Raw genomic sequence first — 24073 nt, forward strand, 5'->3', positions numbered from 1 at the left:
AAAAGAAAGGCCCAATACCCCATGGATATCACAATCCCAGCACCCCAAACTGAAATCGCCGATCCGGCCGAACAGAGCTTCGACATTGTCGCTCGTCAGGACAAAGCCGAGACCGACATTGCTGGTCTTCGAAGCGACGTAGATGAGGTGAAAGCCCGTCTCGACAAAGTGTCTCGTGCAGCATCGCGTCCGGCAATCGGTGGCGCGGTTGTCAGCGAAGAAGTCAAAGGCTTCATCGATGGCTATCTGCGCCGTGGCCGCGAAACCGAGGTTAAGTCTATCAATGGCGCAACGCCAGCCGACGGCGGTTTTGCTGTCCCGCAAAAGATCGATGCGATGATCGCCCGCGAACTGACCGATATGAGCCCGATCCGCTCAATCGCCCAGGTCGTCCAGACCGGCACTTCAGGCTATCGCAAACTGGTTGCCACCGGCGGCACGGCATCTGGCTGGGTGAGCGAAACCGCTGCCCGCCCCGAAACCGGCACGCCCAATTTTGCCGAAATCGCACCGCCTTCCGGTGATCTCTACGCCAACCCGGCGGCCAGCCAGGCAATGCTCGACGATGCTGCTTTCGATCTTGAAAGCTGGCTTGCTAACGAAATTGCGATTGAATTTGGCCGCGCCGAAGGATCCGCATTCGTCAACGGCACCGGCTCAGATCAACCCGCCGGCTTCCTGACCGCACCGACCAGCACCGCCGAAGACGGCGTGCGCGCATTCGGAGATGTCCAGTATATCGGTTCGGGCAATGCGACCGGATTCGATAGCGCTCCTGAAGAGAAGCTGATTGACCTCATCCACGCGCTCAAATCGGGCCACCGCCAGGGCGCAAGCTTTGTGATGAATTCGGCAACGCTTGCTAGCGTGCGCAAACTCAAAACTGCCGATGGTGCATTCCTGTGGCAGCCGGGCATGGTCGAAGGCCAGCCGGACCGACTGCTGGGCTATCCCGTTGTCGAAGCCGAAGACATGCCTGATGTCGCGGCGGGCGAATTCCCGGTCGCATTCGGCAATTTCCGCCACGGCTATCTGATCGCAGAACACAGCGCGACCCGTGTGCTGCGCGATCCGTTCTCGAACAAGCCCTTCGTCCACTTCTACGCCACCAAGCGCGTGGGTGGTCAGGTGCTCGATTCGAACGCGATCAAACTGCTCAAGATCGAGGCCTGATCCCGCTCTAGAGGCTGCTTGAAAAGGCAGCTGCGCTTCCCGGCAAGGTCGAGTCCCCCTTTTCTCCCTTGCCGGTATCCCGCGCCCGCGCCGCGATGTGGCGGCGACCCTGTTCCGCACACGCGGCGCGGGCGCACCTTCGTTCAGACAGTATGTGGGAGACCGCGATGCGGCGGACAATTGTAGAGCCAGCAGATCTAAGCGGCACAGCGCTGGCCGAACTCAAAAACTGGCTTGGAATAAGCCGGCCTGATGATGACGACCTGTTGATCGGGTTGTTGCAAGCGAGCCTTGCAACCTGCGAGGCCTTCACTGGCCAAGCGCCGCTCATGCAGATGATCGAGGAATGGGCACCGCCGCGTGCCGGCCGTGCGACCCTGACAACCCGGCCGATAACGTCATTGGTCAGCGTCGAATTGATCGTGCCGGGCGCCAATCGCACCGCGCTTGATGCAAGCCAATACCAAGTCGAATTCGAGGCTTCGGGCACTGCGTCTATCGAATTGCACAGCAGTTTAGACGCCCAAGCGGTCGCCGTTCGCGTTCGCGCGGGCATAGCAGGCAGCTGGGAGACCGTTCCGGCAGCGCTAAAGCAAGGCATCATCAGGCTGGCCGCCTATTACTACCGCGACCGTGACCGCACGGGCGGGGGCAAGGCTGATACGCCGCCTCCTGCCAGCGTGAGCGCGCTGTGGCGTCCATGGCGCAATTTGCGGCTGCGATGATCACTGCAAACGTTCGAACCGACCGGCTGTTACGCAGTCTGAGCGTTCGCGCAGCCGACAAGGGCGAAAGGCGCGCACGATCTCTGGCCAAAATTGCCCGCGATGGACCGATCAAAGGCTCAAGCAATTGGCGCTCTGCACGCTTCCTCTGGCCAGACCTGGAATTGGAATAACATCATGGAAAATTCTCTGCGTTCGGAGCTGATCGAATGGCTGCGAACCGATCCCGCGCTCGCTTCCATCAATGCAATCGAGGAAGAGGCCCCTGTCAGCGCGAGTGCGCCTTGGCTGGGCATCGCTGCAAGCGCTTCAACCGATTGGGGCACCAAAGACCGGCCGGGCCGCGAGGTTCGCATTGCGCTAGAGTTGGAAAGCCGGACTGACGAACCCGACGCCGATGGCGCATTGCTTGGTCAGATCGAGCGCCGTGTGCTTGACCTGCCCCCTTTCCACACGGGTTTCGAGCTCGCCTCAATCCGTTTTCTTCGGGCCCGCAGCGAAGAGCGCGATGCCAATCTGCGCGGCGCGCTACTCGAATTTCGTTTCCGGATTTTCGCCCCCCTCCCCTGATCCCTCAACACACAAAATCGGAGAATAGTATGCCTGCGCAAAATGGGTCCGCCTTCCTGCTCAAAATCGGCGATGGTGCCGTCCCTCCCAATTACGAAACGGTAGCCGGTCTGCGTACAACGCAGCTTTCGATCAATGGCGATCCGGTGGTTGTCACGCACAAGGAATCGGGCGGCTGGCGCGATCTTCTTTCGGGCGCAGGCACGCGCTCTGTTTCGGTTAGTGCGGCCGGCATCTTTCTCGGCAGCCAAGCGGAAAGCTCGATCCGCGCTCATGCACTGGCAGGCACGATCGACGACTATGAACTGTCATTCGAAGACGGCGAGCGCTTGCGCGGCCGCTTTCTGGTGCAACGGCTCGACTATTCCGGCGATTTCAACGGTGAGCGCAATTACACGCTCCAGCTGGAAAGCTCCGGCCCCGTCGTGCCTGCATGACCAGACCCGCGAACGCCCTTCGAGGCGAGACCGAATTGATGGTCGCTGGCCAACGCTTCTTGCTGCGCCCAAGCTTTGAAAATCTTATCGCTGCCGAGGCAGAAGTCGGCTCGCTTTTCGCTTTGGTCGAACGCGCGTCGGAAGGCACCATCACCATCGCCGAAATCACCGCACTGCTGTGGCATTGCATCGATGGCAACTCTCGTCCTGACCGTGATACGGTCGGCAACGCGGTGATCGAAAAAGGCCTGGTCGAAGCGACTAAGCCGGTGCGCACGATTCTGGCGCAAGTGCTTCAAGGCCAGAGCTGATCGATGTTTGGCGACGGGATTCCCCTCTGGCTCAGCCTTTCGTCGAGAGTGCTGGGCTGGAGACCTGCGGACTTCTGGCGCTCTACCCCAGCCGAACTCGCTGGTGCGATCCGTGAACCCGATGCCGCCAGCGGAACCCTTGCCCCAAGCCAAGACCTGATTGCCCAATTGTTGGAGCGCGATAGCAATGGATGACAAATTCGAAGAACTCGTAATCGATGTGCGAGCAACGACTGACGGCTTCAACGCCGATCTGGAGAGTATGCGCGGCGCGCTCGACACCTCCTTGCTTGACGGTTTTGGCAAGGCGGGATCCGTGCTTGAAAGAGGGCTCCTGTCGGCTCTGCGTCGCGGTAGCCTAGGGTTTGATGACCTGAAACGGGTGGCATTCCGTGCTCTCGATTCGATTGCTTCACATGCAATCCAATCGGGGATTGCCTCGATTTTTGGCGGCTCGAAAGGCGGTGGTGGCAGCAGCGGGCTAGGCTCGCTAATCGGCCAATCGCTTGGTGCGCTGCTGGGGTTGCCAGGACGGGCGACGGGCGGGCCGGTTTCGCCCGGTCGCGGTTATGTGGTCGGCGAAAACGGGCCGGAACTGTTTGTGCCAACGAGCTCCGGGCGGATCGCCGCAAATGGCGGCAGTTCAGCTGGCGGGCGCGAGGTGCGCGTCGCGATCCAGCTTGCAACCCCGCGCGGCACATCTGCGCCCACCGCGATGCAGCGCTCGTCACGTCAGGTCGCCAGCGCCGTGCGCCGTGCGCTTCAGGAACGTTAGAACAGGATCGGACTATGGCATTCTGGCTGGTGCGCGACAGAAACGCACAAGAATCAAGCTTCATCCAGCGCTTCGACCCGCGCTTTTGGACCGTCAATTTCCCACGGCCCGCAATGGCATCGGTGATTACCACCAGTGCCGACAGCTTGCAGGTCGACGTGGAGCTTCATCACGAAGGCGAGCTGGTCGGGCTCATCTGGGATAGTGTCGATAGCCTCGACCACCCTCTCCTAGCCTATCAAACCAACCGCGATTACTCGAACACGACATTGAGTTTTCGCTGGCAATCAGAAGGCATAATTCCGCTCAATGGAGTGAACGGTCCGACGCTGACAATTGAAGGGCGTGACGCCGCGGGTGCGGCAAAGACATGGTTTGTAAGGCTGTGGAATTACGCGACTGGGTCACCCAGCGATGCGGAGATCACCCTTCCATTCTCCAATCTGGAAGGCGGATTCACACTTCCCGGCGATCCGGTCCATCCCGCCGATATCGACCGGATGTTTATCTCGCTGGTCGCGCCGGATTATGTAGCAGGCAGCGCCGCGCCATTATCGCAGCGTTTCAACGGTCGCGTCACCATGTCTCAGATTGTTGCGGATGGCAGGCACGGCATGCTTGAAATTGGCGATGTGCGCATGCCCGAACATGGCGAGCGTCTCGCTACCGCCTATGACGATGGCTACGATCAGACGCCCGAGCGCCTCATCAGAGGAGCCGTCGGGCTCGGCTACCGTGAAGATCTTGTCCACTATGTCGGGATGAGCCACTTCATGCGGCTTTTACAGCAAGCCGGTTCATTGCTGGCGGTGCCATCGGGGGAATTGTGCCAGCCCGCAATCGAATGGCATCGCAATTTCTTTGAAACGGCCAAAGCCAATGATCTGGAGGTGATCGCCTCGATCTCTTACGAACTGTTCGATGCCTTCTGCCCCGAAGCCTGGAAACAGCGCACCGTCAGCGGCGCGCAAGCCCTGACCGGTTGGGTGCCTCCATCCACTCTTCTCTCGCCTGCAAACACCGATGCCATGGCATGGCTGAGCGCTTCAGCATTGGCGTTTGTCCAGCTGCTCGAACAGGCTGGACAGCCGGTGCGTGCACAAATTGGCGAGCCATGGTGGTGGACCACTTCGGACGGAGAGATTTGCCTCTATGATGATGCGGCGCGAGCGGCCTTTGGTGGGTCGCCGCCTGAAATCGCCGATATGCGCCAGCCGCTGACGCAGGCGGAAATCGACTTGCTCGATCTTGCAGGCGCGTTGCTGGCGCAGTCCACGGCTGATCTGACCGCAGATATCAAGGCGTCAAGCGCTGGGGCAGAGGTGCTTTTGCTCGCCTTCACCCCGACCATTCTCGACCCGCAAATGCCCGAACTCTTTCGTGCAAATCTTCCCGTAGGTTGGGCAAGCCCGGCTTTCGACCGGTTGCAGGTGGAGGACTATGACTGGCTAACAGGCGGCGCAGATGCCTTGCGCAGGGCCGCCTACGACTTCGTCAATGCGCGCCTTCAATACCCGATCGCCAGCCAGGATTACCTAGCCGGATTCGTACTCGACCCAGCCGATGCGGAGCTTTTCTGGGCACGGATTGACGCCGGCCTCGATGAAGCTGCCGAGCGCGGCGTGACCCGGCGATATGTCTGGGCGCAGCCGCAAGTAAACCGCGACGGATACACCCGCCTCCCCTCTATCGGAGAGCCTCCCATGGATGCTTTTGACGACGTGCTCTACCCTTTCCCCTTGGGCCGGACGACCGCAGTTGCGCCCGAATTCTCGACCTCGATTTCGGTCACAGCATCGGGGCATGAGCGGCGCAATTCGCTTTGGTCGGATGCCCGGATTCACTTTGATGTCGGGCCTGGCATTCGGTCGGAAGACGAGCTGTCCGAACTAATCGCCTTCTTTCGCGCCCGCCGCGGGCCGGCCAAGGGTTTCCGCATCAGCGATCCATTCGACCACAGTTCGAATGGCATGACCGGAACGCCGACCATGCTCGATCAGTTGATCGGTATCGGCGACGGTCAAAGCGCGGATTTCCGACTGGTAAAGTCCTATGGTGCAGTCAGCGATCCTCAGGAACGGCCGATAACCCGCCCTCGGGCTGAGACGCTGGTCATCAGCGTTGACGGCGCTGAGGTTCTTGATTGGACGCTGGGCGGTGCAGGCCTTGTGTCCTTTGCTCAAGCTCCAGATACAGGCGCAGAGATCCGTGCAGGATTTCTGTTCGATGTGCCCGTCCGCTTTGCCGAGGACAGGATCGACATTTCTGCTGTCAATTTTGAGGCAGGCGAAGCGCCAAGTGTGCCCTTGATCGAGCTGCGCGGGGAGCTGTGATGCGGGCCTTCTTTAACCGCGAGCTTGAAAGTGCAGCCACATTCTGGAGGGTTTTCAGGCGCGACGGAGTGGCACTGGGTTTTTCAAGCCACGACCGCGATCTGGCCTTTGCTGGACTGCGCCATCGCACGGCACCCGGGATGGTCCCCGCCGCTATTCGGATGACATCCGACCTGTCTGAAGACAGCGCGAGTGTTGAAGGGACATTGAGTCACGACTCGATCAGCAGTGACGATCTGGCTGCTGGGCTATTCGACAACGCTGCGATTGAGATCGGCATTGTCGATTGGGAAACGCTTGAACATCATTCGCTTTATTCTGGAGTAATCGGACGGGTCGAGGACAATCAGCGCAGCTTTTCCGCCGATTTGTTGTCTGCCAAACACGTGCTCGAACAGGATCTCGTGCCGCGCACCAGCCCTACCTGCCGCGCGGTGTTTTGCGGACTAGGATGCGGCCTATCGTCGCATCGCTTTACTCAAAGGGTCGAGCTCAATGAGGTCGATTTTGATTTCAATCAGGTCCGCTTCAGCACCATCACAAGCGCAAGTTACGTCGACGGGCAGCTGAGATTTCTCAGTGGCCCGCAGACGGGCCTCGTATTCGGAATTCTGAGTGCAAACGGCGACTGGCTCACGCTAGACCGCCCACTTCATGATGGACTAATTGCCGGTACCGCCGCCGAACTGACGGAAGGCTGCGACCACACATTGGGCACTTGCTCCAGCAGATTTGATAACGCTGTCAACTTTCGCGGCGAGCCGTTTTTGCCGGGCAACGACTTGCTTGCGCGTTACGGACAGTGAGGCGGCTGAACGGCGAAAGCGCTCGCTTCTCAGAGGCCGCAGCGAATCTCATTGGCGCCCCATTCCGTTTGCATGGCCGTGACCCAGCAATGGGCGTCGATTGTGTCGGACTTGTCTATGCCAGCCTTGTTGCAATTGGACGGAAACCTGTTGCACCCGAGGGTTACAGGATTCGTAACGCCGATGCGCAGCGCTGGTTTGCCGCAGCCACTCTTTCAGGCTTTGCGGCAGCTGACGGCACCCTTGAGCCGGGCGATCTGATTCTGATCATACCCTCACCGGGTCAGCAGCACCTGATGATTGTCGAAAACTTACAGACCGCAATTCACGCCCATGCAGGGCTGCGCCGGGTTGTGCGTCAGACAATGGCGACTGATCAAGAAATTCTGGCGCATTGGCGCCTCAACCCAATCTCCGAGAGGAAAGCCTGATGGCAACTCTGGTTCTAAGTGCCGTGGGAACCGCGATCGGCGGTCCTATCGGAGGGTCGATAGGCGCAATCATAGGGCAGCAAGCGGATCTGTTGATTTTCGGAGGCGGAAGCCGTGAAGGACCACGCCTGAAGGAATTGTCGGTCACTACCTCTAGCTACGGTCAACCAATCCCTCGGCACTTCGGCAGGATGCGGGTTGCCGGAACGGTGATCTGGTCCACCGAACTAGTTGAATCAAGCTCGAAAGAAGGTGGCGGTAAAGGACGCCCGTCCACCAAGACTTACTCCTATTCCGTTTCCTTTGCTGTCGCCTTATCAAGCACGCCGCTAGCGGGCATTGGGCGAATCTGGGCCGACGGCAACTTGCTGCGCGGTGCAAGTGGTGACCTGAAGGCTGCTGGCGCAATGCGGACTTATCTAGGTACGGGCGATAATCCCGCCGACCCGCTTATCGCAGCTGATCGCGGGTCCAGCGCACCTGCATTTCGTGATTGCGCGTATGTCGTATTCGAAGACTTGCAACTGGCAGACTTCGGTAATCGGATTCCGGCGCTGACATTCGAGGTCTTTGGCCATGATGATGCGCAGGTGTCGCTGGGCCAATTGGTCCCGCAAAGCGATCCAGTCTCTGGGCAAGTCTTGCTTGAGAATGCGCGGGGTTTTTCCGATGAAGGTGGGCCGGTTGGATCGTCCTTGGCTGCTATAGACAAGGTGTTTCCGCTTAGCTGCGTAACCACGGCTGCTGGCCTAAAACTCGCTGCAGAACAATCGTTTGCGGCCAATGTGCCCACGCTTCCCGAACAATTGTCTTCTCTAGATAGCGAAGATGCGGAGGCACGCGACAAAAGACGTGGAGAGAAACGCGGACGAGAGCCGCTTGCTCTGCGCTATTACGATGAAGAGCGTGACTATCAACCGGGCGTCCAGCGGGCTTTGGGCAGGCGGCCAGATGGCCGCGAAAGCATGATCGATCTCCCTGCTGCTATGACCGCAACCGGGGCTCGGCAATTGGCAAATTCGAATGCGCACCGCACCCGCTTTCAGGACGAAACTATCTTATGGAAAACTGGGGAACTCGACCCACAAATTGGGCCGGGAAGTGTAGTCAAAGTTCCAGGATCGAGCGGCTTCTGGTCAGTGCGAAGCTGGGAGTGGTTTGATCGCGGAATAGAAATGGGCCTCGAACGGCTTGCGCCCGCTCTTGGAGCCATTGTGGCCAGCGACGCTGGCAGCGCCAACACACCTCTCGATCTTCCGGTAACGCCGACAATCCTCGATGCATTTGAAGCGCCTCTCGACGGGGCTTCGGACCCTGCCAACCCGGTCTTGTTGGCTGCTACAACGTCAATCGGAGCTGGGTGGCGCGGAGCATCGCTTTTCGTCGAACAAGGCTCGGCCTTGGTTGAGATTGGCAGTGCACGAAGCGAGCGCGCAGTTATGGGAGTACTGGCATCACCAGTGGGACCATCTGGCAGCGCCATCATCGAGCCATCCGCGTTTCTCGAAGTCGATCTACCGTCGGATGATCTCGGCTTTGCCAGCACGGACATTACCGGCGTTGCTATGGGTGCAAACCGGCTGTTGGTTGGAGGCGAGGTAATCCAATTCCTTGCTGCTGCGCCGATCAACCCATTCCGCTGGAAGCTCTCCGGATTGCTGCGCGGCCGCGCCGGAACCGAGGACGCGGCGATTGAAGGCCACGCGGCCGAAACCCCGGTTGTTCTACTCGATGAGCGGCTAACAACTCTCGACCCCGCCTCAGTGCCTTCTTCAACCACAACACAAATCGCAGCAATCGGCCAAGGTGACGAAAATGCGGTCTATTCTGCGCTTCGAAACGTCGGAGTTTCCCGTCGTCCGCCAATGCCAGTTGCTCCGCGCATTCGCATTCTTGGCAATGGTTCGATCGAAGCTTGCTGGACGCGCCGCGCCAGGGGGCAGTGGCGCTGGAATGACGGCGGGGGAGTGCCGCTCATCGAGGAAACCGAATCCTATGAAGTTGGTTTTGGACCCATTTCTGCTCCAGCTGCCGCTTGGAACACTTCTGAAGCACTATTCGTGCTTGAACCCGCAGAGCAATCCGATCTGGTTTCGCAGTTTGGCTCGAATCCGCTTTGGGTCCGGCAGATCGGAACATTTGGACAATCCAGCCCGCTCCTTTTGACCATCCTATCCTGATAAACGGAGATTCGAGACATGGCCGTGCCAATTTCATTCCCATCCACCACGTCGAGATTTTCGCTTCCCTTGCTCTTTGCAGGGCAGGCGCAAAAGGAATTCTTCGTCAATCAAGCGTTCAGCCTGATTGACTCGCTCATGACCGGCACGGTCAAGGAGTCGCTCGACACGCCGCCAATTGCTCCTATTGAAGGCGAGTCCTTTCGCATTGTCGCGCCCGCAAGCGGTGACTGGGCAGGTCACGATGATGAGTTGGCAATCTTCGTCGGAGGCGCATGGCATTTTGTCGCTCCGCAGTCGGGCATGCGCGTTTTCGATCAACAAGCCGATGCATTCGTGCACTTTAGCTCGGGCTGGCAAGTCCCTGTTGAACCGACACAACCGAGCGGCGGGAGCACTATCGATGCGGAAGCACGGCAGATAATTGCCGAACTGATCGAAGCTCTTCAAAAATCTGGTGTTTTCGCTAGAACTGCATGAACGCTCGACCGATTCTGCCATTCGAGAATGAGTGAGTTTGCATGATTGTCCGAATTTTTGCCCTCTAGAACCCAGTTTAGCGGCATTCTTGCAACAGTTAGTCACCATTGACCGCTTGATACTCAACAGGGGAGAAGTTAGAGGTATCGAGCGCCTCAGAATTTAGAGAAGGGGAATATTAGAATGCGTAAAATCGTCATAGGCATGGCGATGGCTTCGACCGCACTCACCACGCCCGCTATGGCCCGCGATGGCCAGTGGTACATCCAGGGCGATGCTGGTGTGATGCTTGTTGAAGACGTCACTTTTGATGTAGACGGAACGCGTGGCGATGCCACCGTTGACCATGATACCGGTTATGACTTCGGCGGTGTCGTCGGTTATGACTTCGGTGCATTCCGTCTCGAAACCGAAGCCAGTTATCGTGAAGCAGATACGGATCGGATTGCAGCGGGCTCGCAAGGCCTGGCACTTAACCCGACCGCGAATCAGCCCGGTGGCTTCAATCGTTTCACTGATACGCGTGAAGCGGTTGGTGACCTGAACGCTCTCAGCTTCATGCTCAACGGCCTGTTCGACTTTGGTTCGGATGATGGCCTTCAGGCATTTGCTGGTGCTGGTATCGGTGTGGCTCGCGTTGACCTCGAAGGTCGCGTGAACGCAAACGGCCCCGGTGCATATGATGACTCGGACACGGGTCTTGCATGGCAGCTGCTCGCAGGTATTCGCGCACCGCTCAGCGATAGCTGGGACGTTGGCCTGAAGTATCGTTACTTCAACGCCGTGAACGTTAGCCTGGTGGATCCGCTTGGGCGTCCGCTCGAAACCGACGTGAGCTCGCACTCACTGTTGGGCTCCTTCACCTACAACTTTGGTGGCGAGGCTCCGCCCCCGCCGCCGCCACCTCCGCCACCTCCGCCGCCGCCGCCGCCGCCGCCGCCGCCGCCTCCCCCACCACCGCCGCCGCCTCCTCCGCCGCCGTGCAACACGGGCCCGTACATCGTCTTCTTTGACTTCGATGAATCGGTGATCACTTCGGATGCTGCGATGATTCTGGACAGTGCAGTGACGGCATATGCCAATTGCGGCACCGCCAACGTCATGCTCGCTGGTCACACCGACCGTTCGGGCAGCGTGACCTACAATATGGGTCTGGCAGAACGTCGCAACGAGTCGGTCAATGCATACCTGACCGGCCGCGGCATTCCCGCTGGTCGCATCAGCAGCGAGGCATTCGGCGAATCACAGCCGCGCGTTCCGACTGCTGACGGTGTCCGCGAGTTGCAGAACCGCCGTGTTGAAGTCTCTTACGGTCCGGGTTCGGGCATGTAAGTAGAGGCTTTAGCCGACAGACAATTGAGGGGCCGGAGCAATCCGGCCCCTTTTTTGTGTTCCCAATCGTGTTGTGAACGCTGACACAGCCCGCCACACGCCTGCGGTTACAACCCGGCCAGATCGCGGCACACCTCCCTCAAACAATTCTAGATGAGGCGCATGCCGACATTGATAAGGCGATGCACTGTTAGGTGGCAGGCGAGTAAGAACTAATACACCGCGTTCAGGGAATCATACTGGCCAACGCGTCACGCAAACGCTCACGCCACCTAGAAAGCTTGGTGAATCAGAGCTTCAAGGTCATCGACGCACGCCGGCGTCGACCTTTGAATGTCTCAACAGCCCCGCCTAGCTAGACTTCCTCTCCAGCTTCACGCGCTCTTTCGAGCAGTGACTGTTCGGCAGCCGGTACTGTACGATATGCGATTAGAAGCAGGACAAGGCCGATCGGCACCGCAACCAGAAGACTGAGACCGCCGGTCGAGAGGCTACCCGTCATGGTCGAGACTTGCCCGGCCATGTAAGGTCCGAGCGCTAGGCCTACGAGCGTGGTCGAGAGGAAGAAGGTTGCGGTCGCAGTCCCCCGCATTCTCGGGAGGACGAGATCCTGCGTCGTCGCCGCCGCGCCACCCAGAGCGGAGCTTGCAAAAAGCGATTGCAGAAATGCGGCTAGATAGAACACGGCTGGGCTATCGGTTGTGAACATAATGAACAGGAAGGGGGCTGCTGCGACCAGGCCAAAAGCGACCACGATCAGTCGACCGCCGGGATTTCGCTCACGCAGCCAATCCGCAGCTCGTCCGCCTAGGATAACGCCCAAGAAGCCACCGACGGCACCTGGCCCGCCGATCCACAAACCTGCGACAGACTGCGATTCTTCGAGAACGCGCTGCGCATAGGGTGCAGCCCAGAATGACGCTGCGTACGACATAAAGGCGACCATGCCATAACCAAGGATCGTCGAGAGAAATGCTGGCGTTCCCCAAATCAGCTTGAAGGTCGGAGCGTCGCGGCGTTTGAGCGTCGATGCCCACGAGAAGATCGCGTAATATCCGATCGCAATCGCGCCCCATTGTTGGTAGTTCTCGGTTGCGACCGCCATCGCATAAGCGATACCTCCGATCACCGTTGCGCCTGCGAGATTGATAGCGATGCCTCGGAGGCCAGCCTGTGCAGCGCCGAAAAGGGTAAAGGGTGGGATGACTGCGACCAACTCGCGAACAAACCCACGAAATGGATCCTTCGATGGCGGAGCAATTATGCCTTCGCTTTGGCCGCGAAGCGGCTCGCGTAGCGTGAACACGAGGCACGCAAGCAATAGCCCCGGCAGGCCGACCAAAATGAAAGCCGCTTGCCAGCCTGCAAGCCCCAAAGGTGCATCGACCGGATAGGCTTCGTTCCATTTCTCAACAATTGCACCTCCAATAAAGAGCGAAACGCCGCCGCCGATATAAAGGCCGGAGGAATAGATCGCGAGCGCGGTGGCGCGCATCTTCTTTGGGAACCAGTCGGAAATGAGCGAATAGGCTGAAGGGCTAGCAGTCGCCTCGCCAACGCCGACGCCTATGCGCGCGACGCTGAGCATGGCAAAGTTCTTTGCAAATCCAGAAAACACGGTGAATGCCGACCACACCGCAAGGCCTACAGTCATCAGTCGGACGCGGTGCCAGCTATCCGCGAGTTTGCCGAGAGGTATCCCGAACAAAGCGTAGAATACGCCGAAGGCAGTCCCATAAAGAAATCCGATCTGGTCGTCGCGCAGCCCCAGATCGGCCTTTATGTCCTCCGCGAGGATGGAAATGATATTACGGTCGACAAAATTGAGCACATAAATGATGACCAACACGCTCAACGCGTACCAACTGTAGGCTGGGACCTTTTGATCTGCCTGCTCAGCCTGCTCGGACGGCGCTGCCGTTTCCTGATTCAAAGAATTTCCCCGATTCCGCAACATTTGTGACTGGCGCGAATGGCCAGCTACTTTGTGTATGAAGTGCTATCGGTAATTCCCGCTTCGTCAAAACCCTTTTTGCGTAGGCGACAGGAGTCGCACTCCCCGCACGCCTTGCCATCGGATGATGGATCGTAACATGACCAGCTTAATGCGGGGTCTAATCCCATCCGCTCGCATTCGCGTGCAATATCAGCCTTGCTCATGTCTTGAAGCGGAGCATGTACGGTGAAGCGGGCGCCCTCGACGCCCGCCTTGGTGCCCAAACGGGCGGTTTCAGCAAAGCTGGCGATGAATTCCGGCCGGCAATCGGGGTAACCCGAATAATCGAGCGCATTGACGCCTATAAATATGTCATTTGCCCCTGCCGCCTCCGCACATGCAGTGGTTAGTGCAAGAAATATAAGGTTGCGCGCCGGGACATAAGTAACCGGTATCTCTTCACCGACCCCGTTCTTGGGCACTTCAATCGCATCGGTCAGCGCGGAACCGCCGAAAGCCCTAAGGTCGAGTGCGATCTCGACCTGGCTAGCCAGTCCCAATGCCCTAGCAATCCGTTTTGCGCGGTCGAGCTCGATCCGATGCCTCTGCCCATAATTTACGGTCAAAGCGTGCACTTCAAACCCGTCTTCAAGCGCGCGAGCAGCGGTGACCATCGAATCCAGTCCCCCCGAAAGAAGGACGACTGCTTTTCTGGACTGGATTGCAGTTTCGGGATTGGTCATGCGCCGCCAATAGCTCGAATTGTGCAATTGGCAATGCCCGGTCGAGGCTTGGCCTTTCGGCCTTGATACCTAGCAGCTACCCGTGCGGCGCGCTTCAGCTGCGAATTGAAACGGCAGGCCAAAAGCGATCCCCTGACTTTCAATCTGGACCAGCGCGCTAGTCTCCTTTCGGATGTTTGTGCGGCCGTAGCCGTTGCCCGGGCAAGTATACTGGACGGTCACCTTGTTGGCTCCATCCTCAACAACAAAGCGGCTGCAGTCGCTTTCTGTATGACGCAGCTGGATCAGTTCCCGGCCGGTCTCGACACAGATCTTGCGATCGGCCGACCCGTCACGATGCTTGATTGTCCATTCACCCTTGGTCAGGCCACCCAACATTGCGAGGCCGTCATTCTGTGCAGCGACAGGGATTGCCACACCGAGCGCAATCATTCCGAGCGCGGCGATGACGCCGACGGGTGAGAAGTTGGGACGTTTAATCATGACAGTCTCTTCGACGCATACCTTTCGCGATTTCGTCGCAATAATGCCGATTGTGCGATGAGCCGTTGCTGAACGGCGACCAATCGCTAAATCTGCAACTCGAACACTTTGGCACAGAATGCGCAATCCACTTTGATTGCGCCGTTTTCGTCGCGCATTTCTGCACGCTCGACCTCCGGGAAGCGTGAAACAACTTCCTCATAATAGTTCGCGCTACAGCGACAACCGCGGCTTAGGGGCGCGCCCGGCTGGACCCGAATTTCCTCTTCCTCGTGAAACAGCCGCCAGGCGATCCCTTCGAGCGACAACGCTGGATCGAGCAGTTCTTCGTGGCTGATCGTGCTCGCCATTGTGGCAACATGTTCCCAGTCGGGATGATCCATCCGCACATGCAGCCGCTCACGTCCTTCTTCCCCGTCTGCCAGATGCTGGATCAATAGGCCTGCCGCAACTCGATCCTTGCCATTCGAGCGGCTGGCGACTCGGATCATGGTCGGAATTTGCTCCGATTGGCTAAAGTAGGTCTCGCAGGCTTCGGCCAGAGTTTCCCCTTCGAGCGGGACGATACCTTGATAGCGCTGGCCTTTGCCGGTTTCGAAGGTGATTGCGAGATAGCCCTCACCGAACAATGCAGAAAGCGGCGGGTTCGCGCCGAGCGTCGCCAGTCGCCGCGCATCGAAATCGGCATAGCCGCGTAAATCACCCCCGCGAAAATCGCAGACCAGAAGCGTTATAACCCCGCTTTGCGTCTGCGCTTGCATGGTCAATTGCGCATCACTGCCCTCGGCCTTGAGCAAACCTCCCATCAAAGCAGCAAGCACAAGTGCCTCGCTAAGCAAATGCGTCACCGGTGGCGGGTAATCATGCGCCGACAATACATCGTCTATAACTGAGTCGAGTCGAACCGCACGCGCGCGGGCATTGCGCAAGGGAAGCGTGAAGCCAAGCAGCTTGTCAGCAAAAGTTTCGGGCTGGTTTTCCATTTTTGCACATATGGTGGCTCAACGGGCAGGCTAAAAGGGCCTGTCGCTAGGTGGTGCCATTCGCGAGGCTCAAGCGAGCAGACCAAAACTCCACAAAAGAACCGATTTTTGCGCATGGATGCGGTTTTCAGCCTCATCAAAGACAACCGACTGGGAGCCCTCGAAAACCTCTTCTGACACCTCTTCGCAAACATGAGCCGGCAGGCAATGGAGGAAAATCGCATCGGACTTTGCCTGAGCCATGAGCGTGGAATTGACTTGGAAAGGCTCCATCGCGGCGCGTTTTGATGCAGCATCCTCCTGCCCCATCGAAATCCAGGTGTCGGTAACAAGCACATCGGCATTGCGTGCGGCTTCGCTGGCATCATCGGTGAGTGTCACAACGGCCCCGCCTTGGCGCGCCAACTCGACAAATTCTGCCTCAGGCTCAAATCCGGCGGGCGTGGCAACGCGCACATTGAACTTCATCAATCCCGCGGCCTCCAGGATCGAATGGAGCACATTGTTGCCATCGCCGAACCAAGCGACTTCCAGACCGGGCAGCGCCTTTCGATGTTCGATCATCGTCAGAAGATCGGCGACGATCTGGCAAGGATGCGAACGATCAGTCAGACCGTTGATGACTGGCACACTTGCATGGCGCGCCATTTCCTCGATCTTTGCGTGATCATCGGTGCGCAGCATGATCGCATCGACCATCCGGCTTAGCACACGCGCAGTGTCGGCAATTGTCTCACCGCGGCCAAGCTGGCTCGATCCCGAATCGAGGATCAGAACGGATCCGCCCAACTGGCGCATCGCGATGTCGAAGCTAACGCGGGTGCGGGTCGAACTCTTTTCAAACACCAGCGCCAGTACCCGGCCTGCCAACGGAGCATCGGGATCGACCTTGCCTTTGGGCCAGCTCTTGCGCGCATCCTTGCGGTCAATCGCATCCCCGACCATTGCCGCAATGGCATCGGCGCCCGCATCGCTGAGGTCGAGAAAGTGCCGGTTCCCTTGCTGCTCCCCCATCATGCAGGCTCGGGCACTTCAAAGCTCGCCGCGCCAGCCGAAAGCTTGTCAAAGAACTCGTCGATCTCCGCATCACCAATGACCAGCGGCGGGATTACACGCAAAGTCTGATCACCAGCTGCCACTGTCAGCAGCTGATGATTGTCACGCAAGTGGACAAAGAAAGGCCGGCTTTCGACCTTCATCTTGATCCCCAGCATCAAACCTTTGCCACGCACCAGCTCGAACAGGTCGGGATAATTGCCGATGAACTGCTCAAGGCGCGTGCGGATGCGCTCGCCCTTTTCGGTCACGGACGCGAGGAACTCTTCATTCGCCACCGCATCGAAAACCGCTCCGCCGGCCGCCATTGCGAGCGGGTTGCCGCCATAGGTTGAGCCATGCGTTCCGAATGTCATGCCACGCGCGGCCTTCTCGGTTGCGATGACAGCGCCAATCGGGAAGCCGCCGCCCAGGCCCTTCGCCGTTGCAAGAATATCGGGTTCGATGTCGTAATGCTCGTGGGCATAGAGCTTGCCTGTACGCGCAACACCGCATTGCACTTCATCGAGCACCAGCATCAGATCATGCTCATCGCACAGCGCACGCAGGCCCTTCATGAATTCATCCGAAGCCGGGCGAATGCCGCCCTCGCCTTGGATCGGCTCGACCAGAAAGCCTGCCGTGTGCGGGCCCATCAGCGCCTTGGCGGATTCCAGATTGTCGAACTCGGCATATTTGAAACCGTCGAGCAAAGGCGAGAAACCGTGATGCATCTTGGTCTGGTTCGACGCGCTGATCGTCGCCATTGTGCGGCCGTGAAAAGCGTTGGAGAATGTAATCAGCTCGAAGCGATCCTTGTCGCCTTCCTCGCCTGCATTCTGGTGATAGGCACGCGCAGCCTTGATCGCGCCTTCAACCGCTTCTGCTCCCGAATTGGTGAAGAAGACGGTGTCGGCAAAGGTATTGTCGACAATCTGCTTCGCGAGTTTCTCGCCTTGCGGACTGCCATAGAGATTGGAGACATGCATCAGCTCGGCCGCTTGCTTCTGGATCGCTCCGATTAGGCCCTCATGCGAATGGCCAAGCAGGTTCACTGCAATCCCGCTGGCAAAATCGAGATAGCGCGTGCCGTCTTCGTCAATCAGATGGCAGTGCTCTCCGCGCACTGGCCGCACACCGCAGCGGGGATAGACGGGCATGAGAGGGTTGATCGACATGAGGGATTCCTTGGTTCGTTAGATTCGAGCTGAAAGCAAAATGGCGGCCCTAGAAAGAGCCGCCATTTCAAGAATGATTAGGGCCGCTCGCGCATTGGGTCAAACGGCCTGTCTGTTTGTATCGGTTAGCCCTGAACAGGCACCAGATTGACGGCCGAATGCTTGCCGCGTCGATCAACTTCCAGGTCGAACTCATAGCGTTCGCCTTCATTGATAGCTGATAGACCTGAGCGCTCGACCGCGCTGATGTGAACAAATGCGTCCGGCTGGCCATCATCACGCACGAGGAAGCCGAAACCCTTCATCGAATTGAAGAACTTGACTGTTCCAGTCGCTTTTTCGCCGGTCAGCTCGCGCTTGGGCGGGCCAGCCTGCTCGACCGCGATCACATCGCCAACAACCTGCAGATCCTGTGCGGACACTTTGCCGCCGCGGTCTACGAGATTGAATTCAAGCTCTTGCCCTTCAGCCAGACCTTCGAGACCGGCGCGTTCAACCGCGCTGATATGGACGAAGACATCTTCGCCGCCCGTCTCTTGCTGGATGAAGCCAAAGCCTTTTTGGCCGTTGAAGAACTTTACGGTGCCTTTGCCGGTTCCGACAACCTGAGCGGGCATACGGTTGAAACCGCCGCCTGCGCCGCCACCTGCGCCTGCGCCACCGCCGCGAGGTCCACCCGGACCACCGCGCGAGTCGCCGCCGCCAAAGCGATCACCGCCACCGCCGCGATTCCGATCGCCACCGCCGCCGAAACGGTCTCCACCGCCTCCGCCGCCATAGCGATCACCACCGCGATCATTCCCAAAATCGCTGGGAGGCGAGAATCCATCACCGCCGCCGCCGAACGGATCAAATCCGTCCTCACCGAAACCGTCGCGCTTGTCCCGACCGCGCCGACGTCCCCTGTCGTAACCCATAACTTAAGTCGTACCTTATCACGCTGCCCGACCCTTCAAGGCGCTGGTGACGAGGGCAACAATTCGCACCAGACGCAGACAGCCGTCCAGACTCGCTGGACCCGTCTTCTGTAGCAGGCATAGCGCACAAAGCCGCGCTAGGCGAATGATTTAACCGGCAAAGGCCAGATCGCGCAAAATTGTGACATTTTCGAGTGCGAATTGTGCTGTTGGCGTGCTTGCAACGCCATTCAGTCGCCTCCATGGCTGGAACCGTATTGAGGAGACCTAATCCATGGCTGATTTTCGCACCCTGTCCGATTCTGTGCTCGCCAGCCCGCAAATCACGACTGAGGATATTGCAGCGGCCAAGGCGGCCGGAGTGACACTGATCCTCAACAACCGACCCGATGGCGAAGATCCTGCGGCGGCGCAAGGTGACGAGGTCGCCGCAGCTGCCGAAGCTGCGGGTATCGACTATTTAGCCATTCCCATCGGCCATGCGGGCTTCAGCGAAGTTCAGGTCGACGAGATGATCAAAGCTCTAGCCGCGACGCAAGGCAAGGCGCTCGCCTATTGCCGTTCCGGCACCCGCTCTACTCTGCTCTGGGCCTTGGCGCAGGCCAAAGGCGGCGCTGCGCCGGATGACATAGCCCGCTCCGCTATGGTTGCAGGTTATGACGTCAGCCCGGTCCGCCCAATGCTCGACATGCTGGCCGCACGGTAAGACCTACCGCCGGTAATCGAGCGGCGGATCGCGGTCGCCCAGCAGCGAACGATAGACGTAATCCGGGCCGCGCGCGGCATCGAACTCTGCCCGAGCCTGAGCGCGCAATTCAGGATTGGTGAACAGCTCGATTGCCATCAGCGCCATGGCCTTGGCCGCAACTTGCGCGCCCTTGTGGCCGATCGAATGGCCGCTCGCCGCGACCGCCTGCCAGCTATGGGCGCTCGTGCCGGGAACCCAGGTCGCGGTGCGCACGCCAACGGTTGGCGTCGCCCACGACACATCGCCGACATCGGTCGAGCCATAACCAAGGCTTCGATTATAGGGCTGGATTTCCGCTGCGCTTTCTAATGGCAATGCAGCGTCGCCCAGCGAGGCCTGCAACTCCTCCGCCCAAGCGCGTTCGGCTGGCGAATAATCGACCCCTCCCACAATCTCGAGCTTGGCCTGCATCGCGCGGGCCAGCGTTTCATTCACCAGAAGCGGGTTATTGCCGTGGATGATTTCCCACTCGACCTGTGTGCCTGTTCCTAGCGCTGCGCCGCGCGCTGCATCTTCAAGCCGGGCCCAGATTTGCTCGACACCCTCTGGATCGGGATGACGGACATAGTAGAAAACTTCGGCGAAATCGGGGACGACATTGGGCGCATTGCCGCCGCTGGTGATGACATAATGCATCCGCGCATCCTGCGGGATATGTTCATGCATCATATTCGCCATCATGTTCATTGCCTCGACCCCGTCGAGTGCGCTGCGCCCACGCTCGGGCGCACCGGCAGCATGGGCGGACACGCCGGTAAAGCGGAACTTGGCAGAACGGTTGGCAAGGCTGGTGCGCGCCGCGGCGCTGTTCTCGTCATCGGCGTGCCAGTGGATCGCGACATCGACGTCATCAAACATGCCTGCGCGGGTCATATAGACTTTACCCGAGCCGCCTTCCTCGGCGGGCGTCCCGTAAAAGCGGATGCGCCCGGGAGTGCCGGTCGCCTCAAGCCATTCCTTCACCGCAATCGCGGCGGTCAGCGAGCCGGCTCCGAACAGGTTGTGCCCGCATGCGTGGCCAGCGCCCTTCCCTGCAACCGGATCGCGCGTCGCAGCGGTTGACTGGTTGATACCGGGCAATGCGTCCATTTCCGCAAGGATTGCGATAACTGGACCACCCTCACCCCATTCGGCGACAAAGGCTGTGGGGATCTCGGCAATGCCTGCTTCGATTGTGAAACCTTCGGCCTCCAGCTCGGCCTGCATCAACCCGCTTGAGCGCGTTTCGAGGTAGCCAAGTTCAGCCAGATCCCACAATTCCTGAGCAACTCTGGCGGTCCGTTCTGCCTCGCCATCGACAATCGCGATCGCATCGGGTTCGACGTGGCTGTCTGCGGTGAGCGGTGCTGTGCCCAGCGCGAGGGCACCAAGGGCTGCAAGAGCGAGGGACTTCCCGGCAAAATTCATGGCATTCTCCTTGTGCACACGCTTGCCGCAATTCTTTGCGCGTGCCAATCCTTCACGCGCTATGGAAATTCACCCGCTCATAATTCAGTTCGGCGGTTCGCTGCTGGCGATCTTCGCGCTTTTCCTGCTTGCGCGCTGGCTGAAGCTTGGAGGTAAACCCAAGCTTTCGACCGAAGATGGCGTGCGCAGAGTCGCTGGCGAGGTGATTGACGGGTTCGAGGTCGTAGCCTGCGCGCTAGACGACACTGGAAGCGCCGCTTTGGCGCGCGACCACGAGGATCGGATCATCCTCATCAAACGCCATGGCAACAAGTTTGCGGGTCGGCTGCTGAATCAGCGGGCGAGAGCCAAGACATGGCGCGACTCCCACCCTGAGGCGCGACGCCGTCCGCGCGTGATGGTCGACAGCGGCGACACGCTGTTTGGACAGGTGACGCTCTTCACCGATGATCCGGAGGCTTGGGCTGATGCCATCAACGCTCTATAGACCCTCGCAAGATGCCTGAATTCTCCCCCACCCAATATGCCGTGCCGTTTTTCGTGATCGCGGTTCTGGCCGAGATGCTCTGGTCGCGATTTCGTCGGCCCGAAGCCTATGAACCGATGGACACGCTGGTGAGCCTTTGCTTCGGTCTCGGCTCGACCATTGCCGGGGCGTTGTTTGGCGGGTTCGCCGTTTATTTCTTCATTGAGGCATACGAATATCGGCTGTTCGATTTCGGCGCAGAATGGTGGGCGGTCTGGTGGGCGTGGCCGCTGTGCTTTGTGCTTGATGACCTCAAATATTACTGGGTCCACCGCGCGGGGCACCGCATCCGCTGGATGTGGGCGGCGCATGTAAACCACCATTCGAGCCAGCATTATAATCTTTCGACCGCGCTTAGGCAGACCTGGACCGGTTCGTTCACGTTCGGGCTGCTGTTCGCGCTGCCACTGATCCTGCTCGGCTTCCATCCGCTAATGATCGCGATAGTGGGCGGCTTCAATCTGATCTACCAATTCTGGATTCACACCGAAGCAATCGGCCGCATGCCGCGCTGGTTCGAGGCAGTGATGAACACGCCCAGCCACCACCGCGTCCACCACGCGACCAACCCGCGTTATCTCGACCGCAATTATGCCGGGGTCTTCATCGTCTGGGACAAGATGTTCGGCACATTCGAGGCGGAACGCGATGACGAGCAAATCCGCTATGGCATCATCAAGCAGCTGGGCAGTTTCAACCTGCTCTGGTCGGTCTTCCATGAGTGGATCGGAATGCTGGGTGACATCTGGCGTGCGCCATGGAAGCACAAGCTTTCCTACCTGCTGCGCGAACCCGGCTGGTCGCATGATGGCAGCCGCGACACTTCCGATACGATCCGTGCCCGCTGGCTTGAGCGGAACGGTCAGTCGGGTGCTCCGCGAAATCCGGTGGCTGATCGAAACCCGATTGAAAGCCCTGAACACTCCGCCTAGTCTCTTCGCCCAAGAGGAGAAATCATGGAAAGCTTCGATTACATCGTCATCGGCGGTGGCAGTGGCGGCAGCGCGGTTGCCGGACGTCTGGCCGTCGACGGGACGCGCCGGGTGTGCCTGCTCGAAGCGGGCGGGCGGAACAACAATGTCCTTATCAAGACGCCGGGTTTCATGCCTTTCATCCGCAATTCGTCGAACTACAAGTTCGATACTGTCCCGCAAAAAGGCCTGAATGGCCGGATCGGTTATCAACCGCGCGGCAAGGGGCTTGGCGGATCATCCGCAATCAACGCGATGGTCTATATTCGCGGGAACAAGTGGGACTACGACAACTGGGCCGCGATGGGCTGCGACGGTTGGGCCTATGACGATGTGCTGCCCTTCTTCAAAAAGGCCGAGTCGAACGAGCGCGGCGCAAGCGATTATCATGGCGCTGGCGGGCCATTGTTCGTTTCGAACCAGCGCTCCCCCAATCCCACCAGCCACGCTTTTGTCGAAGCCGCCAACCAACTACAGCTGAGGACCAATGAAGACTTCAACGACGAAACACAGGAAGGTTTTGGCCTCTATCAGGTGACCCAGCGCGACGGCGAGCGCTGGTCCGCCGCACGCGCTTATGTCGAACCGATCCGCGAGCAAGGCAATTTTGCGATCCGCACTGGCTCATTGGTTGAACGACTGGTGGTCGAAGATGGACGTGTGACCGGCGTGATGGTGCGCGAGGGTCGCCGCTCGAAGATGCTTTATGCGCGGCGCGGGGTGATCCTTTCGGCTGGTGCCTTCGGTTCTCCGCAAATCCTGATGATGTCGGGTATTGGCCCCGCCGCGCACCTGAAAGAAAACGGGATCGATGTGGTGCTCGACAAGCCAACGGTTGGCTCAAACTTGCAGGACCACATCGACTATGTTTCCGGCTGGCACACGACCAGTGACGTTCCGATCGGCGGAACGCTCAAGGGCACTCTCAAGATGGCGGCGGCTATTGTGGAGCACCGGCGCAAGCGCACCGGCGCTATGACCACATGCTACGCCGAAGCAGGCGGCTTCTGGACCGTCAGCAAAGATGCCCCTGCACCCGACGTGCAATGGCACTTTGTCCCCGCAGTGCTTGAAGATCACGGGCGGGAGAATGTGAAAGGCTACGGCTTCTCGCTCCATGCATGCGTCTTGCGGCCTGAGAGCAAGGGCACCGTCCGGCTTGCTTCGAAAGATGCAGCCGCCGCGCCGGTTATCGACCCCAATTTCCTCGACGATGATCGAGATATTGCGGTGCTGCGCGAAGGCATCCGGTTATCTCACAGAATCGCCGATGCGCCGGCGCTTCAGGTCTATGGCCCGACCGACCGGCACCCCATTGATCTTGATGACGATGCGGCGCTGGATGAGTTGATCCGCAACCGCGCTGACACGGTCTATCATCCGGTTGGCACTTGCCGGATGGGCGGAGACGAGGAGGCGGTTGTCGACCCGAAGCTCAAGGCACGCGGCCTCGAAGGTCTCTGGATCGCTGATGCGAGCGTGATGCCCAAGATCGTGTCTGGCAACACCAACGCGCCCAGTATTATGATCGGCGAGCGCTGCGCCGACTTCATCATCGCCGCCGAAGGTTAAGGCACCGGCCTCAATGAGAAA

At 59.1% G+C, this 24073-nt stretch carries 25 protein-coding genes; 17 read left to right on the forward strand and 8 right to left on the reverse strand.

The genetic code is table 11. The features are described 5' to 3' along the window. Positions 1 to 21: 21 nt before the first annotated feature. The 13 genes from Q0887_RS10950 (at position 22) to Q0887_RS11010 (ending at position 11553) form a co-directional block, all read left to right on the forward strand. Positions 22 to 1173, forward strand: a complete 1152-nt coding sequence (locus Q0887_RS10950) for a phage major capsid protein (protein WP_299194976.1) — start codon at positions 22 to 24, stop codon at positions 1171 to 1173. A 167-nt stretch (positions 1174 to 1340) separates the two neighbouring features. Continuing rightward, positions 1341 to 1898: a hypothetical protein gene (locus tag Q0887_RS10955; RefSeq protein WP_299194979.1), complete on the forward strand. Its 558-nt coding sequence runs from the start codon at positions 1341 to 1343 to the stop codon at positions 1896 to 1898. Between the two features lie 177 nt (positions 1899 to 2075). After that, entirely contained in the window at positions 2076 to 2468 is a 393-nt protein-coding gene (locus Q0887_RS10960) for a DUF3168 domain-containing protein (protein ID WP_299194982.1), read from the forward strand. A gap of 29 nt (positions 2469 to 2497) precedes the next feature. Then, complete coding sequence (locus Q0887_RS10965; protein ID WP_299194984.1) at positions 2498 to 2905, forward strand: phage tail protein; 408 nt, start codon at positions 2498 to 2500, stop codon at positions 2903 to 2905. Next, on the forward strand, positions 2902 to 3216 hold the full coding sequence (locus tag Q0887_RS10970; RefSeq protein WP_299194987.1) for a gene transfer agent family protein: 315 nt from the start codon (positions 2902 to 2904) through the stop codon (positions 3214 to 3216). Before Q0887_RS10965 ends, Q0887_RS10970 begins: the two co-directional genes overlap by 4 nt. Positions 3217 to 3219: 3 nt before the next feature. Next, positions 3220 to 3411 carry a phage tail assembly chaperone gene (locus tag Q0887_RS10975; RefSeq protein ID WP_299194990.1) on the forward strand — a complete coding sequence of 64 codons (192 nt, stop codon included), beginning with the start codon at positions 3220 to 3222 and terminating at the stop codon, positions 3409 to 3411. Then, positions 3404 to 3991 (forward strand): tail tape measure protein, encoded by a 588-nt coding sequence (locus tag Q0887_RS10980; protein ID WP_299194992.1) that lies wholly within the window; start codon positions 3404 to 3406, stop codon positions 3989 to 3991. Before Q0887_RS10975 ends, Q0887_RS10980 begins: the two co-directional genes overlap by 8 nt. 14 nt (positions 3992 to 4005) lie before the next feature. Continuing rightward, positions 4006 to 6324: a DUF2460 domain-containing protein gene (locus tag Q0887_RS10985; protein ID WP_299194994.1), complete on the forward strand. Its 2319-nt coding sequence runs from the start codon at positions 4006 to 4008 to the stop codon at positions 6322 to 6324. Further along, positions 6324 to 7130 carry a DUF2163 domain-containing protein gene (locus Q0887_RS10990; RefSeq protein WP_299194997.1) on the forward strand — a complete coding sequence of 269 codons (807 nt, stop codon included), beginning with the start codon at positions 6324 to 6326 and terminating at the stop codon, positions 7128 to 7130. Before Q0887_RS10985 ends, Q0887_RS10990 begins: the two co-directional genes overlap by 1 nt. 89 nt (positions 7131 to 7219) lie before the next feature. After that, positions 7220 to 7561 carry a peptidoglycan endopeptidase gene (locus Q0887_RS10995; RefSeq protein ID WP_299195000.1) on the forward strand — a complete coding sequence of 114 codons (342 nt, stop codon included), beginning with the start codon at positions 7220 to 7222 and terminating at the stop codon, positions 7559 to 7561. Between the two features lie 407 nt (positions 7562 to 7968). Then, positions 7969 to 9741, forward strand: a complete 1773-nt coding sequence (locus Q0887_RS11000) for a phage tail protein (protein WP_299195003.1) — start codon at positions 7969 to 7971, stop codon at positions 9739 to 9741. A gap of 18 nt (positions 9742 to 9759) precedes the next feature. Beyond that, positions 9760 to 10221: a DUF2793 domain-containing protein gene (locus Q0887_RS11005; RefSeq protein WP_299195006.1), complete on the forward strand. Its 462-nt coding sequence runs from the start codon at positions 9760 to 9762 to the stop codon at positions 10219 to 10221. 183 nt (positions 10222 to 10404) lie between these two features. After that, positions 10405 to 11553, forward strand: coding sequence for an OmpA family protein (locus Q0887_RS11010; RefSeq protein WP_299195009.1), 1149 nt, complete (start codon positions 10405 to 10407; stop codon positions 11551 to 11553). Positions 11554 to 11908: 355 nt separating this feature from the next. Here the strand turns inward: Q0887_RS11010 and Q0887_RS11015 are convergent, their stop codons facing one another. From Q0887_RS11015 to Q0887_RS11045, 7 genes are all read right to left on the reverse strand, one after another. Further along, complete coding sequence (locus tag Q0887_RS11015) at positions 11909 to 13486, reverse strand: MFS transporter (protein ID WP_299195012.1); 1578 nt, start codon at positions 13484 to 13486, stop codon at positions 11909 to 11911. A 47-nt stretch (positions 13487 to 13533) separates the two neighbouring features. Continuing rightward, complete coding sequence (gene queC / locus Q0887_RS11020; protein ID WP_299195014.1) at positions 13534 to 14232, reverse strand: 7-cyano-7-deazaguanine synthase QueC; 699 nt, start codon at positions 14230 to 14232, stop codon at positions 13534 to 13536. A gap of 69 nt (positions 14233 to 14301) precedes the next feature. Beyond that, positions 14302 to 14715: a hypothetical protein gene (locus Q0887_RS11025; protein ID WP_299195017.1), complete on the reverse strand. Its 414-nt coding sequence runs from the start codon at positions 14713 to 14715 to the stop codon at positions 14302 to 14304. A gap of 86 nt (positions 14716 to 14801) precedes the next feature. Beyond that, positions 14802 to 15698, reverse strand: a complete 897-nt coding sequence (locus tag Q0887_RS11030) for an Hsp33 family molecular chaperone HslO (protein ID WP_299195019.1) — start codon at positions 15696 to 15698, stop codon at positions 14802 to 14804. 69 nt (positions 15699 to 15767) lie between these two features. Then, a complete protein-coding gene (gene argF / locus Q0887_RS11035; protein WP_299195022.1) occupies positions 15768 to 16715 on the reverse strand; it encodes an ornithine carbamoyltransferase in 948 nt (315 codons plus the stop codon). Further along, positions 16712 to 17911: an aspartate aminotransferase family protein gene (locus Q0887_RS11040; RefSeq protein ID WP_299195024.1), complete on the reverse strand. Its 1200-nt coding sequence runs from the start codon at positions 17909 to 17911 to the stop codon at positions 16712 to 16714. Before Q0887_RS11040 ends, argF begins: the two co-directional genes overlap by 4 nt. A 125-nt stretch (positions 17912 to 18036) precedes the next feature. Further along, positions 18037 to 18828 carry a cold-shock protein gene (locus Q0887_RS11045; RefSeq protein ID WP_299195028.1) on the reverse strand — a complete coding sequence of 264 codons (792 nt, stop codon included), beginning with the start codon at positions 18826 to 18828 and terminating at the stop codon, positions 18037 to 18039. Between the two features lie 274 nt (positions 18829 to 19102). Here Q0887_RS11045 and Q0887_RS11050 point away from each other — a divergent pair, with 274 nt between their 5' ends. Then, positions 19103 to 19534: a TIGR01244 family sulfur transferase gene (locus tag Q0887_RS11050; RefSeq protein WP_299195031.1), complete on the forward strand. Its 432-nt coding sequence runs from the start codon at positions 19103 to 19105 to the stop codon at positions 19532 to 19534. A 3-nt stretch (positions 19535 to 19537) separates the two neighbouring features. Here the strand turns inward: Q0887_RS11050 and Q0887_RS11055 are convergent, their stop codons facing one another. Continuing rightward, entirely contained in the window at positions 19538 to 20983 is a 1446-nt protein-coding gene (locus tag Q0887_RS11055; protein WP_299195034.1) for an amidohydrolase, read from the reverse strand. On the opposite strand from Q0887_RS11055, the gene Q0887_RS11060 reads away from it, so the two are divergent. The 3 genes from Q0887_RS11060 to Q0887_RS11070 are packed head-to-tail and all read left to right on the forward strand — an operon-like array spanning position 20982 to position 24052. Then, positions 20982 to 21470 carry a hypothetical protein gene (locus Q0887_RS11060; RefSeq protein WP_299195036.1) on the forward strand — a complete coding sequence of 163 codons (489 nt, stop codon included), beginning with the start codon at positions 20982 to 20984 and terminating at the stop codon, positions 21468 to 21470. The genes Q0887_RS11055 and Q0887_RS11060 overlap by 2 nt on opposite strands. Positions 21471 to 21481: 11 nt before the next feature. Continuing rightward, positions 21482 to 22441: a sterol desaturase family protein gene (locus Q0887_RS11065; protein ID WP_299195039.1), complete on the forward strand. Its 960-nt coding sequence runs from the start codon at positions 21482 to 21484 to the stop codon at positions 22439 to 22441. Positions 22442 to 22465: 24 nt separating this feature from the next. Continuing rightward, positions 22466 to 24052: a GMC family oxidoreductase N-terminal domain-containing protein gene (locus tag Q0887_RS11070; protein ID WP_299195042.1), complete on the forward strand. Its 1587-nt coding sequence runs from the start codon at positions 22466 to 22468 to the stop codon at positions 24050 to 24052. Positions 24053 to 24073 lie beyond the last annotated feature (21 nt).

Origin of the sequence: uncultured Erythrobacter sp., from assembly GCF_947492365.1 — a bacterium.
Lineage (GTDB): Bacteria > Pseudomonadota > Alphaproteobacteria > Sphingomonadales > Sphingomonadaceae > Erythrobacter.